General features: G+C 65.7%; 11 protein-coding genes and 2 tRNA genes. 7 read left to right on the forward strand and 6 right to left on the reverse strand.

The features are described 5' to 3' along the window. Entirely contained in the window at window positions 1–669 is a 669-nt protein-coding gene (locus LOC57_RS06880; RefSeq protein WP_227911647.1) for a hypothetical protein, read from the forward strand. 19 nt (window positions 670–688) lie between these two features. On the opposite strand, the gene LOC57_RS06885 is transcribed toward LOC57_RS06880, so the two are convergent. The 5 genes from LOC57_RS06885 to LOC57_RS06905 all read right to left on the reverse strand — a co-directional run bounded on the left by LOC57_RS06885 (window position 689) and on the right by LOC57_RS06905 (window position 8,413). Continuing rightward, window positions 689–1,102 (reverse strand): globin, encoded by a 414-nt coding sequence (locus tag LOC57_RS06885; protein WP_442860140.1) that lies wholly within the window; start codon window positions 1,100–1,102, stop codon window positions 689–691. Window positions 1,103–1,133: 31 nt separating this feature from the next. After that, a complete protein-coding gene (locus LOC57_RS06890) occupies window positions 1,134–1,814 on the reverse strand; it encodes a mechanosensitive ion channel family protein (RefSeq protein ID WP_227911646.1) in 681 nt (226 codons plus the stop codon). Window positions 1,815–1,898: 84 nt separating this feature from the next. Next, window positions 1,899–2,387 carry an OsmC family protein gene (locus LOC57_RS06895; RefSeq protein WP_229958850.1) on the reverse strand — a complete coding sequence of 163 codons (489 nt, stop codon included), beginning with the start codon at window positions 2,385–2,387 and terminating at the stop codon, window positions 1,899–1,901. Window positions 2,388–2,453: 66 nt separating this feature from the next. Next, complete coding sequence (gene pepN / locus LOC57_RS06900; RefSeq protein WP_227911644.1) at window positions 2,454–5,006, reverse strand: aminopeptidase N; 2,553 nt, start codon at window positions 5,004–5,006, stop codon at window positions 2,454–2,456. A gap of 182 nt (window positions 5,007–5,188) precedes the next feature. Then, entirely contained in the window at window positions 5,189–8,413 is a 3,225-nt protein-coding gene (locus LOC57_RS06905; protein ID WP_229958852.1) for a zinc-dependent metalloprotease family protein, read from the reverse strand. Window positions 8,414–8,653: 240 nt separating this feature from the next. On the opposite strand from LOC57_RS06905, the gene LOC57_RS06910 reads away from it, so the two are divergent. Both LOC57_RS06910 and LOC57_RS06915 read left to right on the forward strand, forming a co-directional pair. After that, a complete protein-coding gene (locus LOC57_RS06910; protein WP_229958854.1) occupies window positions 8,654–9,124 on the forward strand; it encodes a ribose-5-phosphate isomerase in 471 nt (156 codons plus the stop codon). Then, on the forward strand, window positions 9,124–10,023 hold the full coding sequence (locus LOC57_RS06915; RefSeq protein WP_229958856.1) for an Fpg/Nei family DNA glycosylase: 900 nt from the start codon (window positions 9,124–9,126) through the stop codon (window positions 10,021–10,023). Before LOC57_RS06910 ends, LOC57_RS06915 begins: the two co-directional genes overlap by 1 nt. Before the next feature lie 60 nt (window positions 10,024–10,083). Here LOC57_RS06915 and LOC57_RS06920 read toward each other — a convergent pair. Next, window positions 10,084–10,157: transfer RNA gene (locus tag LOC57_RS06920), tRNA-Gly, on the reverse strand. Window positions 10,158–10,365: 208 nt separating this feature from the next. Between LOC57_RS06920 and LOC57_RS06925 the strand changes: the two genes are divergently transcribed. The 4 genes from LOC57_RS06925 (at window position 10,366) to LOC57_RS06940 (ending at window position 13,488) form a co-directional block, all read left to right on the forward strand. Further along, window positions 10,366–10,439 (forward strand) — tRNA-Pro (locus LOC57_RS06925). Between the two features lie 54 nt (window positions 10,440–10,493). After that, window positions 10,494–11,843 (forward strand): trigger factor, encoded by a 1,350-nt coding sequence (tig, locus tag LOC57_RS06930; RefSeq protein ID WP_227911640.1) that lies wholly within the window; start codon window positions 10,494–10,496, stop codon window positions 11,841–11,843. 303 nt (window positions 11,844–12,146) lie between these two features. After that, window positions 12,147–12,767, forward strand: coding sequence for an ATP-dependent Clp protease proteolytic subunit (locus LOC57_RS06935; RefSeq protein ID WP_227901586.1), 621 nt, complete (start codon window positions 12,147–12,149; stop codon window positions 12,765–12,767). A 46-nt stretch (window positions 12,768–12,813) separates the two neighbouring features. Continuing rightward, complete coding sequence (locus LOC57_RS06940) at window positions 12,814–13,488, forward strand: ATP-dependent Clp protease proteolytic subunit (RefSeq protein ID WP_227901554.1); 675 nt, start codon at window positions 12,814–12,816, stop codon at window positions 13,486–13,488. Window positions 13,489–13,570 lie beyond the last annotated feature (82 nt).

Here is a 13,570-nt window from a genome sequence, read left to right on the forward strand (position 1 = left end):
GTGGACAGCGAACTGCAGTTGGCCGATCCCCAGGTCAGCGCCGACTTCCGGAACTTTGTGGTGCGTGCCCGGGCTGCCGACGACGGCGCGATCCGGCTGCAGGCGGTAGGCGGGGTGCTGGCCGCCTACGTCTGCGTCCTGCGGCCGCGCATCCTGGGGGAGGATACCCCCACGGTCCTGGGGCTGCGGACCATGCCGCTGGCCGCTCCCGCCGAGCTTGACGTTACGGTGCAGCTGGCCGCGGTCGGGGACAGGCTGGCCCGCCTGGCCGGCACCGCGACGGAGCTGCAGATACCGCCGGTGACGGTAAGGGAGACGTGGGCAGGCATTACGGCGCCGCGCTCAGGCTGGCAGCCGGCAGGAGCAGTTCCGCTCCAGCTGCTGGAGCAGACCGCCCACCGCGGTATCCGGGAAGTGGCGGCGCTGCTGCCGGCAAGTCCGGGCGCCGCCGTCGTGCACAGCGCACGCACCCGGGTCTGGTCCCAGCCCATGGGCGGAACACAGGTCCCGGTTCCGGCGGGGGCGGCGTTCGCCGCGCTCTCGCTCGGCTTCCTGCCTGCCGGCCCGGAGGGGCAGGACGGCGACGCCGCGCTTTTCCGCAACGGCCGCTGGCTGCGGCTCAGCACGCCCCGGGGGCACGTGCTGACCCGGATGCCGGCCGTCCTGTAGGGCTAGGCGTCCTACCGGGCTAGGCGGAGTTGACCATCGAGTGGGCTGCCCGCTCCAGGTAATCCCACAGGGTTTCTTCATGCAGCGGGGCAAGGTCCAAGGCGTCGACGGCGGCGCGCATGTGCCGCAGCCACGCGTCCCGGGCTGCGGGGGTGACCAGGAAGGGCATGTGCCGCATCCGCAGGCGGGGGTGTCCACGCTGCTCCCCGTAGGTCTTCGGCCCGCCCCAGTACTGCTCCAGGAACAGCAAAAGCCGTTCCTTGGCCGGCCCGAGGTCCTCTTCGGGGTACATGGGCCGCATTAGCGGATCTTCGGCAACACCTTCGTAAAAAACGTCCACCAGTTTCACGAACGTCTCGTGGCCGCCCACGGCCTCGTAGAAGTTGTACTGCGGTGTGGTGAACGGCTGCTGGCCGGTTGGCTGCAGCGGCAGGGAAAAGCCCGGCGCCGGGTCCGGGGTTGGATCACTCACTTTTAGCCATTCCGTCGTTGATTGCTCCGGCGGTGCCGGGTTCGGGCTCCGGTGTTGCCTCCACGTCGCCGGTGTAGCTGCCCTGGGAGCGGTTGCCGATCTTCGCGATTTCGCCGTTGCGGATGTACCAGATCACTCCGCGCTCATCGGTGATCCGGGTAATGCGGATACCAACGGAATGCACCGTTCCCACCGTGTCACCCACCTCAATGACGTCGCCGATCCCATACTGGTCCTCGATGGTGATGAAGAACCCGGCCAGCGCGTCGCGGATCAGCTCGCGGGCACCGAAGCCCAGGGCGATACCCACGATACCGACGCTGGCCAGCAGCGGTGCGATGTTGATGCCCACGGCATCCAGCACCATGATGATCGCCACGGTCCAGATGGAGACATTCACGGCGCTGCGCAGCAGGGCCCCGATGGTGTCCGCGCGCTGGGCGCGGCGCTTCTTATCCAGATTGCGCATGACCGGCTGCGCCCATTTGAGCCTGGAGGAATGGAAGAGCGAATAGCCTTTCTGGGCACGGGAGACCAGGCGGTTGATGACGAAACGGGCAAAGAACCAGACCACGGAGGCGGCCACGACTATTACCGCGGCTTCAATCAGGCCGGACCAGTCGAAGTCGCCGACGGTCACGGAGGAAAGGTCTATTTCGGAAGCTGAAACCACGGGCTGTTGAACATCCTTCGCTTTAGCGGAACAGGGAACTTCTTCCGGTTAAGGCTACCCGGGCGCGGGGCCGGAAGGCCGCACTTAGCTTCCCAGCAGCGTCACGGGCTGGTGGTCCACCGGGAAGTTCACGCTTCGGGCGATGAAGCACAGGCGGTTCGCTTCGGCATGCATGGGGCCGGTGGCCAGTTCGACGGCGTCGGCTCCGGCGGGCGGCGCCAGGGTGACCCGCGGGCGCAGGATGACCGAAGTGAATTCCCCGCTGCCGTCCCGGTTCAACCGGAGGGTTCCCTCGGGGGAGTCGGCATAGGCGGTAACGCGCAGTCCGTTCCGGACCGCGACATGCAGGTAGGAGAGCATGTGGCACTGGGCCAGCGAAGCAAGCAGGAGCTGCTCGGGGTTCCACCGGTCCTTGTCGCCGTGGAACGTGGGATCGGCGGTGCCCGGCAGGTCCGGGAGTCCGGCGGCCCGGATGATGTGGTCGCGGCCGTAGCTGCGGTATCCGGCGGTACCGCCGCCGCGGTTCCCCGTCCATTCCAGGTCCAGCGTGTAACGGTGCTCAGAGAGATTCACGCTCTCCAAGGTACCGTGCGCGCTGCCCGCAGGAGGGGGAACCGCGGGAAACCGCGGCAGAAACGGCTAGTGGTCCGCAGCCTGGGCCTTCAGGGCGCGCACCACGCCGTCGCGGTTCTCCAGCACAAGCCGGCGGAGGGACGGCGCATCGTCGCCCAGCTCGGCCAGGAACGCATCCGTCCGGTCCACGGTGTCCTGCCGGGCCAGCCGCGCTGGATACAGGCCAACGGCGATCTGCTGGCCGATCTCATGGGTGCGGCCTGCCCAGACATCACGGATCGAGTCGAAGTACTTCTGCGCGTACGGTTCCAGCAGGTCCGTGTTGTGCACCCGCATAAAGCCGGCGATGGCCGAGCGCTGGGCTGCGTTGGGCATGTCCGAACGCTCCACGATGGCTTCCCAAGCCGCGGCCTTGGCTTCGGCGGTGGGGATCGCGGCGCGGGCCATGGCCGCGGCCAGGGCGCCGGTTGCCGTGGCATCACGCTCGAGCTCGGCAGCGATTTCCGCCTCGCCCATCCGGCCGCCGGCGACCAGGCCGGTCAGCAGCTCCCAGCGCAGGTCTGCATCGATGGACAGCCCCTCCAGGGTCCGGCCGCCGTCAAGCAGGCCCGCCAGGGCATCCAGGTGCTCATCCGAGGAGGCATGGGCGGCGAAGGCCTTGACGAACTGCAGCTGCGAATCCGAGCCGGGTTCCGCAGCGGAGGCCAGTTCCCACAGGCTTTCCGCGGCGGCCACGGTCATGGGGTCGCGGTCCTCGGGGTTCACGTAGAAGGCCAGCGTGGTGGCCAGCTGCCGCAGGAGGACCTGGACCACGGTGGAATCGGACTCGGACGCGATGTTCTGCAGTACCAGTTCCACATAGTTCCGGGCCGGGATCTCGGCGTCGCGTGCCGCGTCCCACGCCGCGGCCCACACAAGGGTGCGGGGCAGGGAATCGGCGATGTCGCGCAGGCTCCGCGTGGCGGTGCGCTGGGAGACGTCGTCGAGCCGGATCTTGGCGTAGGCGAGGTCGTCGTCATTGAGCAGCAGCAGGGCCGGGCGGGACTGTCCGGCCAGCTCGGGCACCTCGGTGCGTTCGCCGTCGACGTCCAGTTCCACACGGTGGGTGCGCTGCAGCAAGCCGTCCTCGTCCGGATTGTAGAAGCCGATGGCGAGGCGGTGCGGCCGCAGGACCGGGTATTCCTCGATGGCGCTCTGCAATACGGCGAAGGAGGTGATGGTGCCGTCCGCATCGGTTTCGAACTCCGGGCGCAGGGTGTTGACCCCGGCAGTCTCCAGCCACTTGGCGGACCAGTCCTTCAAGTCCCGGCCGCTGGCTGCTTCCAGTTCGGACAGCAGATCGGATAGTTCGGTGTTCTGCCAGGCATGCTTGCCGAAGTATTCGCGCACACCGGCCATGAACTTGTCCTGGCCCACCCAGGCCACCAGCTGCTTCAGCACCGAGGCACCCTTGGCGTAGGTGATGCCGTCGAAGTTGACCTGCACGTCTTCCAGGTCGCGGATCTCGGCGACGATGGGGTGAGTGGTGGGCAGCTGGTCCTGACGGTACGCCCACGCCTTTTCCAGCGAGGCGAAGGTGGTCCAGGCCTGCTTGAATTCGGTGGCCTCGGCGGCGGCGAGGGTGGACATGAACTCGGCGAAGGACTCGTTGAGCCACAGGTCGTTCCACCAGCGCATGGTGACCAGGTCGCCGAACCACATGTGCGCCAGTTCGTGCAGGACGGTGACGGCACGGCGTTCAACGGTGGCTTCGGTCACCCGGGAGCGGAAGACATAGCTCTCCAGGAAGGTGACCGCGCCGGCATTTTCCATGGCGCCGGCATTGAACTCCGGCACAAAGAGCTGGTCGTACTTTTCGAAGGGGTACGGGGCGCCGAACTGCTCTTCGTAGAATGCAAAGCCCTGCCGGGTCAGTTCGAAAATGTTCTCGGCATCCATGTACTGCATCAGGGAGCGGCGTGCGAAAACGCCCAGCGGAATAGTGCGGCCGTCCGAGCTTGTGAGCTCGCTGCGCACGGACTGGTAGGGTCCGGCGATCAGGGCGGTGATGTAGGAGGAAATCCGCGGCGTGGGGGCAAAGGACCACGTGGAGCTCGGCTTGGAATCTGTAAGGTCGCCGGCCGGGACGGGCTCCGGGGTGGGGGAGTTGGAGATAACGTCCCAGTGCGACGGCGCCGTCACGGTGAAGCGGAACGCAGCCTTCAGGTCCGGCTGCTCGAACACGGCGAACATCCGCCGCGAATCGGGCACCTCGAACTGGGAGTAAAGGTAAACCTCATTGTCCACCGGGTCCACGAAGCGGTGGAGCCCTTCGCCCGTGTTCATGTAGCGCGCGTCGGCGTCCACAATCAGCTCGTTGGACTCGGCCAGGTTCGGCAGCGAGATTCGTACGCCGTCGGATACCTCTGCCGGGTCCAGCGCCACCCCGTTGAGGGTGACCCGGCGGACCGTGTCCGTGACGGCATCAATGAAGGTGGAGGCGCCCGGGCGGGCTGTGAACCGGACAACGGTGGTACTGCCGAACACCTCGTCCCCGCGGGTCAGGTCAAGATTGACGTCATAGGACTCTACGCTGATGAGTTCTGCACGTTCACGGGCTTCGGAGCGCGTGAGATTCATACCTGGCAAGGTAAGGCCTTTCGAACGGAAAAGGAGGCCGGCAATTTATATGGATGGCACGGGAATTGCCGGACACTGTTGATCTACTGAATATCATCTCATTACTAAGCAACCTGCCAAGCGCAGAACGGCGGATTGCTATGCAGCAATCCGCCGTTCAGTGTTGTTTTTTTGCCGCTCGGCTATTTCCAGGCGATGCGGCTGCCCCCGGTGGCGGACCAATGGATGGTGCCCCGCTGGAATTCCTGCGAGGCCGTGTTCGGGGCCGTGGTCTTCTCGCCGCCCACCGGGAAGCCCAGGTCACCTGACGGTCCGCCGGCGCCGAGGTACATGGCCCGGATGGCGCCGAATGCGGTATAAGCGCCGGTTGCCGGGGACCACAGGATGGACCCGCCCTGGAAGTCCTGGATCACGCCGCCTGCGGTTGGCCGCTCATTGGTTGTCGGGTAGCCGAGCGAACCTTTTTCGCTGTTCTGCTGTCCGTAGGTAACCTTCACCGCGCCTCCCACAAACTGTGCCCCTGTGGAGGGAGACCAGTACATCGTTCCGTACTGGAAGTTCTGGGTTATGCCCGAACCGATGGAAGCGGTTTCCTCGCCGGTTGGGAAACCGTAGGGGCCGGCTGGACCGTTGGCGGCCGCGAAGGCGCCGTCGACCGCGCCGAAGAGCAGCCGGGCCCCTGATGAAGGCGACCAGGCCATCCGCCCGCGCTCGAAGGACTGGATGGTCCCGCCGGCTACGGAAGCCGGGTTGCCGGTGGGGTAGCCAAGCCCATTTTCGGCCCCGGCCTTTCCGTAGGCGTCCAGGGGCGCGCCCTTCATAACGGCATAACTGCCGGTAGCTGCGGACCAGTAGAGGTTGCCCTTCTCGAACGCCTGGAACACGCCGCCCTTGGCAGCGGCGGTTTCATCTCCCACCGGGTAGCCGAGACTTCCACCGGGCCCGCCCAGGCGGGCGTATCCGCTGTCCATGCCGGCATAGACCGTTCGGACGCCTGAGGCAGCCGTCATGGTGACGCGTCCACCCTCGAAGGACTGGCTGGATCCGCCGCCGATGTTCACGGTGGACGCGGTGGGATAACCGAGGAAGCTGGCTTCAGCGCCCTTGGCTTTATATGCGTCCCGCACCGGTCCGTTCAAGACCGGGGCGCCTCCCGTCCGAGGGGACCAATAGATGGCGCCCTTCTGGAATTCCTGGGTAGCACCGGCCCGGGTCGCGAGGCCCTTTTCTACCCCTATCGGGAAGCCGAGCGCGCCGCCGGGGCCGCCGTGGTTCATGTAAGAGGCAGCCATACCCTTGTAGAGGTGCTTGCCGCCGGTTTCGGGCGACCAGGCAATGGCGCCGCCCTCGAATGTCTGAATAACACCGCCGCCTCCGGAAATCTCGTCCGAGGTGGGATAGCCCAGGAACCCGGCTTCGTAGCCCTGCGTTCCGTAGTAGGTCTGGACTGCGCCGCCGATAATGTGCGCACCGGTGGACGGTGTCCAGTAAATGGCACCCTTTTGGAAGGCTTGGACAACCCCGCCGCGGCTTCCGAGGGACCATTCGTTGCCCACCGGGAACCCCAGCGGACCTGCGGGTCCGCCCTTATTGATGTAGGCGCTCCCAATGGCGCCCAAGACGTAGCTTGCGCCGGTGTTCGCTGACCAGAAGATGCGGCCGCCCTGGAAGTCCTGGGCTGCGCCGCCGGCCACACCGTATTCGTTGCTGGTTGGATAGCCCAGGAACCCGTCCTGGTAGCCGGTGGTCCCGTAGAAGCTGCGGATGCCGCCGAAGGATATACGGGCGCCGGTGGCATCAGACCACAGGATGACGCCGTTCTGGAAGTTCTGGTAGGCGCCGCCGTTGCGCAGACCGCCGGTGACCTCGGACGTGGCGCTGCCAAGTTCCGGGTGGGCTGCCCGCATTTCCTGGATGGGAGCCAGCGCCCGTGCAGTTGCTCCTCCGCTGACGGTGACGGATGCCGACTCGTTGTCGATCCAGTTGATCTTTACCGTGGTGCCGGTATGGGCAACGAAGGTCTGTCCTGCCTGCCAGGTGCTGTTCGCGTTGGTGTAACCGGCAAAGTCGCGGGTATTCGGTGCGATGACCAGGGAATTGACCGCCCAGTTGTTGGCAAGGTCGGCCTTGACAATCTTGACTCCGCGGTTTCCGCCGACTGCCGTGGAGGAGTCGTTGCCAACGGGGAGCCGCAGTTCCAGATAATAAGTCTCTCCGGAGGTGTCACGGAACTTCACGGCCCGGTTTGCGGACGATCCCGCCCAAGGACGCAGGATATAGGTCGCGGACTGGGCGGGCGTGCCCGCGTTGTAGATTTCGTCACCGCGGCCGAACGCCCCGGAGTCCCAGAAATAGGAATTGATCATCGGCAAGCTGTACTGGGCGTAGCCCATCAGGTCCGAAGTGTCGCCGTACTCGCGGGAGGTGCACTGCGGATCGGCCCAACTGCCGTTGGCTACCCAGATATCGGAGCGCCCGTTGTCGCACTTGAGGCTGTTGGCGTGGAGCAGTCCGAGGACGTGTCCCAGTTCGTGTGTGACCACGTTCTTGGAAAAGTTCGACGGCCGCGGCATCACCACGGTGCCGCCGGTCCCGTTGTTGGTGGTCCATCCGCCGCCCAAGATGCCGCCGTAGCCGCCGCTGCGCAGATCAGCGGCGGGTACGTAGACCACCAGCGCCGTGTAGGCGGTGTCCCTCCATCCGATGTCCCTTTTCAGCTGGTCCATCATCACCGAGTAGTCCATGCCGGAATTGGCGTTGCTGTTGATGCTGTATGCGTTGGCGATGTTGATACCGAGACGCTGGTTGGAGGCATTGCGCCAGTAGGTGTCGGCAGCCAGCACCGAGTGCCACGCCGCGTCCTGGTCTACACCGTTGCGGTTATCGGTCAGGGTTGCGTACACCAGTGTCACCTGGATGGTGCCGTTGCGGGCTGCCGCTCCGCCGGCCGTGGCGGCGCCGCCGCTCCGGGAGCTGAACGTGCCCGCTTCCTGGCCGTGCACGGCCGTGATATCGGTTTCGACGGCGGAACGGACGGTACCGTCCGGATCCGTCACCATGGGGGTATTGGGGCCGGGTACGGGGAAGCCGCCGCCAACCACCGGGTCGTACCCTCCGTCAGCCGCCGGCTCCGCAGCCGGAGCCGTCGCCGGAGCGGGCGCCGCGGGGTCAGTTGCCGGAGCCGTCACCGGCGCGGGCGCCGCGGGGTCCGCTGCCGGAGCCGTCATCTGCTCGGTGACCTCGCCTGGAGCCGGGGACTGCACAGGATCAACGGCCGGAGCCTCTCCTGACCCGGCAACGTCCGTGGGTGCCGGCTGCGGCACTTCGAAGGGGGCCTGGGCAGGCAGGCTGCCGGCCGTCAGGGTTGCTGCCAGTACGGCCAGCATGGCGAGTTTTGCACTTTTCAATGGAAATCCTTGTAGGCGAGACCTGGGGGCGCGGCGCACAGGTGCTGCTGCTGGCAGCAACCGGGCCCGGGAACGGGCGTGGTTGTCTGCCTGGGGGCGAAATAGTCCTACTTGCCTTATCGGCAACGGCAGCGCGGAGGTTAGCGCCTAAGCATGTTTTCACGAATTTTCAGCCCCTGCAGAGGCTGAAGCTACGCTGGAAGTGTCATCTGGCCCCAACACCGAATGGACTTACCTAGAATGCGCGTGCACATTGCAACCGACCACGCGGGCATGGAACTCAGTTCCCACCTGATTGGACACCTGCGGGAGAGCGGCTACGACGTGGTGGACCACGGTCCGCAGGAATACGACGCCAACGATGACTACCCCGCCTTCTGCATCAACGCCGCACAGGCGGTGGCGGATGACCGGGAGGCCGGCGTCGATGCCTTGGGCATTGTCCTTGGCGGTTCCGGCAACGGTGAGCAGATCGCCGCCAACAAAGTCCGCGGCATCCGAGCCGCGCTGGCCTGGAACCTGGATACGGCCAGGCTGGCCCGCCAGCATAACGACGCCAACGTGGTGGCGGTGGGCGGGCGGCAGCACACCGTGGACGAAGCCGCGGAAATCATCGATGCCTTCCTCGCCGAGCCGTTCAGCGGAGACGAGCGCCACGTTCGCCGGATCGGGCAGATCGCGCGCTACGAAGCCACCGGCACCACCGCCTGATGCCCGAAGGGCACTCCATCCACCGGCTGGCCCGGCAGTTCTCCTCCGTCTTTGCCGGTGCCCGGCTGGCGGTCAGCAGCCCGCAGGGGCGTTTCGCTGCGGGAGCCGCCCGGCTGGACGGCCATGTCCTGGAAACTGCTGAAGCACACGGCAAGCAGTTGTTCCTGCGCTTCGACCATGACCTTTACCTGCGCATCCACCTTGGCCTGTACGGTGCCTTCGATTTCGGCGGTGATGAAACTTTTGCCGGTGCTTCCAGCATCGGCGCGCCCCGCCGGGTGGGGGAGCGGGAAGTCGCAGGTGACGACGACGGCGCGGGGTACGCCGGCCCGCCCGAGCCCAAGGGTGCGGTGCGGGTGCGGCTGGTGTCGGAGCACGGCTGGGCGGACCTGCGCGGACCGACGGCGTGCGAGGTCATCACGGACTCGGAACGTGCTGCTGTCCTGGCTCGACTGGGACCGGATCCGCTGGGACCGGACGCCTCTGCGTCCGCAGCGGTCCAGGAATTCGTGCGGCGGGTCCGCGGCAAGGGCTCACCCGTGGGGCTGCTCCTGATGAACCAGGAGATCCTGGCCGGGGTGGGCAACGTTTACCGGGCGGAAGTGCTGTTCCGGCAGAGGATTTCGCCCTGGCGCCTCGGCCGGGATGTGACTGTTGCCGAGGCGGAAGCCCTGTGGGCCGACGTCGTGGCCCTGATGAACGACGGCGTGCGGCAGGGCCGGATCATCACCACCGAACCGCAGGACCGGGCAGACCCGGCCGAGCCCGTCCCGGTGGCCGAGGCGCACTACGTGTACAAGCGGACCGGACTGCCGTGCCGGCGGTGCGGCACCGCAGTGGCGGGGACCCAAATGGGCGCCCGGAAACTGTATTGGTGCCCGGCCTGCCAGGCGGACTAGGGGCTGGGCGCGGCATTAACGCAAGAAGGGCCTTTCCCTGTGGAAAAGGCCCTTCTAAGGTGGAGGGGATGACGGGAATCGAACCCGCGTAATCAGTTTGGAAGACTGAGGCTCTACCATTGAGCTACATCCCCGGCGCCGTAAGGCAGGTTTTACCTTAGCACGGGAAAACCTGCCCTGAGTAATCGGTGCGGAACAGTGTTGCCGGTCAAGGGCCGGGCCGGTCCCTGGCCGGGCCCTGGCCGGGCCTTGCACCGGACCAACACCGGACCAGCACCGGAACCGACAGCTGCGGAATTCGTCATACCCGCTTTCGGGCAGGTAGGCTGTCAGGTGCACTGACGGGGTGTAGCTCAGCTTGGAAGAGCGCCTGCTTTGGGAGCAGGAAGTCGCAGGTTCAAATCCTGTCACCCCGACTCTGTATAACCATGGTGCAGACCAATCCCAGAACCCTCAGGAGAACTTACGCTGTGAAGAGCGCCGTAGAAAACCTCACACCCACGCGGGTAAAGCTCAACGTTGAAGTTCCGTTCGAGGAACTGAAGCCGAGCATCGACGAGGCCTACAAGACCATCGCCACCCAGGTGCAGGTCCCGGGCTTCCGCAAGGGCAAGGTTCCCAACCGCATCATCGACCAGCGCGTAGGCCGCGGCTACGTCCTCGAGACGGCTATCAATGACGGACTGAACGGCTTCTACGCAGAAGCAGTTCAGGAAACCGGCATCAGCCCCCTGAGCCGCCCCGAGGTTGAGATCACCGAAGTTCCGGACCCCGCCTCCGACGAGGGCCAGCTGGTCTTCACTGTCGAGCTGGACATCCGCCCGGAAATCGAGCTCCCGGACTACGCCGGCCTCGAGGTCACGGTTGAGCCTGCCGAAGCTTCCGACGCCGACGTCGACAAGGCCCTGGACGAACTGCGCGGCCGTTTCGGCACGCTGAAGTCCGTGGACCGTCCGGCCGTAGCCGACGACTTCCTCACCATGGACCTCGTCGCCAAGGTTGACGGTGAAGAGGTCGACTCCGCAGCAGACCTGTCCTACCAGGTGGGCGCCGGCACCATGCTCGAGGGCATGGACGAGGCCGTCACCGGCCTGAGCACCGGCGAATCCGCAACCTTCAACACGAAGCTGGCCGGCGGCGAGCACGCAGGCGCCGACGCCGAGGTCACCGTGACGGTCAAGGCCGTCAAGGAGCGCGAGCTTCCGGAAGCCAATGACGACTTCGCCCAGCTGGCCAGCGAATTCGACACCATCGCCGAGCTGCGCGAGGACCTGGTCAAGCGCGCCGCCGAGTCCAAGCTCATGGAGCAGGGCGTCGAGGCCCGCGACAAGGTGCTGGAGAAGCTGCTGGAGCTCGTTGAGGTTCCGGTTCCGGAATCCGTCATCGAAGAGCAGATCGAGCAGCACTTCAACTCCGAGAGCGCCCAGGCCTCGGGTGCCGACCACGACACCGAAGAGCACCGCGCCGAAGTCCGCGCCAACACCGAGGCGGCCTTCAAGAACGAAATCATCCTCGACGCCGTGGCGGAGAAGGAAGAAGTGGGCGTCAACCAGAACGAGCTGATCGACTACATCGTTTCCAGCGCCAGCCAGTACGGCATGGATCCGAACCAGTTCGCCCAGCTGATCGACCAGAGCGGACAGGTGCCGATGATGGTTGGTGAAGTCCGCCGCCGCAAGGCCCTGGCCAAGGTCCTGGAGCTGGCCAAGGTCACCGACACCACCGGTGCCGAGATCGACCTCACCGAATTCGTCCGCCCCGCCGGCGAAGAGGCTGAAGCAGCAGCAGAAACCGAAGAGCAGAACGAAGACAAGGCCTAGCCTTCGAAGGTTCGAAGCGATACACACCGCGCCGCCGGTCCGAAAGGGCCGGCGGCGCGGTGCGTTTAAGACAGTGTGTTAAGGCGGGGCTTCAGCCTGCCGCGGAGGCGTCACGGGCGCCACCGGACCCTGTGATCCACATCGTGCGCCGTCAGCGAACAGCCTGCCAAACGGAAGCCGGGCACGGCGCTGACAGGCTAGTGTCCTAGGAGAGACAAACGGCAGGAGCAGCCGGCACAGCCGGCACCTTGTTCCTGCCAGAGCGAGAGGTCACTCATGGCAACTGCACCGAACACACCCACTATGGCAACGGTGGACCCGGCCGGCCGGGACGACTACATCTACAACCGCCTGCTCAAAGAGCGGATCATCTGGTTGGGCTCGGAAGTCCGGGACGAGAATGCCAACGCGATCTGCTCCCAGCTTCTGCTGCTCTCGGCCGAAGATCCCGAGAAGGACATCTACCTTTACATCAACTCGCCCGGCGGTTCGGTGACGGCCGGCATGGCCATCTACGACACCATGCAGTTCATCCCGAATGACGTGGTAACCGTGGCAACCGGCCTGGCCGCATCCATGGGACAGTTCCTGCTGTCCTCGGGCACCAAGGGCAAGCGCTACGCCACCCCGCACGCCCGCATCCTGATGCACCAGCCCTCCGGCGGCATCGGCGGCACGGCTTCGGATATCAAGATCCAGGCCGAGCTGATCCTGAACATGAAGCGCGTTATGGCCGAGCTGACCGCAGAGCAGACCGGCCAGAGCGTTGAAACCATCCTCCGGGACAATGACCGCGACAAGTGGTTCACCGCGCAGGAAGCCCTGGAATACGGCTTCTTCGACAAGATTTCCGCCCACGCCGGCGGAGTCACCGGAGGCGGCGGAACCAACCAGGACCAGGCAGAGGGCAAGGACGAGGACTAGGTCCGCATCCTGCCATTCCTCCATTTGCATACTTCAGGAGTAATTCATGAACCATAACTTCGGCACCGCCGGCTCCGCCGCAGCACCGCAGATGCCCACCAGCCGCTACGTCCTGCCGCAGTTCGAGGAGCGTACGCCCTACGGTTTCAAGCGCCAGGACCCGTACACCAAGCTTTTCGAAGACCGCATTATCTTCCTGGGTGTACAGGTGGACGACGCTTCCGCGGATGACATCATGGCCCAGCTGCTCGTGCTTGAGTCCACGGACCCGGACCGCGACATCACCCTGTACATCAACTCCCCGGGCGGTTCGTTCACGGCCATGACGGCCATCTACGACACCATGCAGTACATCCGCCCGGAGATCCAGACCGTTTGCCTGGGCCAGGCAGCCAGCGCCGCAGCCGTGCTGCTGGCCGCCGGTACGCCGGGCAAGCGCCTGGCACTGCCGAACGCCCGCGTGCTGATCCACCAGCCCTCGCTGTCCGGCGGACAGGGCGGGCAGGCCTCTGACCTGGAAATCCAGGCCGCCGAGGTCATGCGGATGCGCACGTGGCTGGAAGACACACTGGCGCTGCACTCCAACCGCACCTCCGAGCAGGTGAACACCGACATCGAGCGGGACAAGATCCTCACCGCCGATGCCGCACTGGAATACGGCCTGATCGACCAGGTACTGGATTCCCGCAAGATCAAGACGCCGGCCATCAACAAGATGTAGCCGGATCCGGGCGGGGGGGGGGGGGGGGGGGGGGGGGGGGCGCGCCCCCCCCGGGGGCTTAGGGAGAAGGTACAGGGCGAAA

Source organism: Arthrobacter sp. zg-Y750 (genome assembly GCF_020907365.1).
Lineage (GTDB): Bacteria > Actinomycetota > Actinomycetes > Actinomycetales > Micrococcaceae > Arthrobacter_B.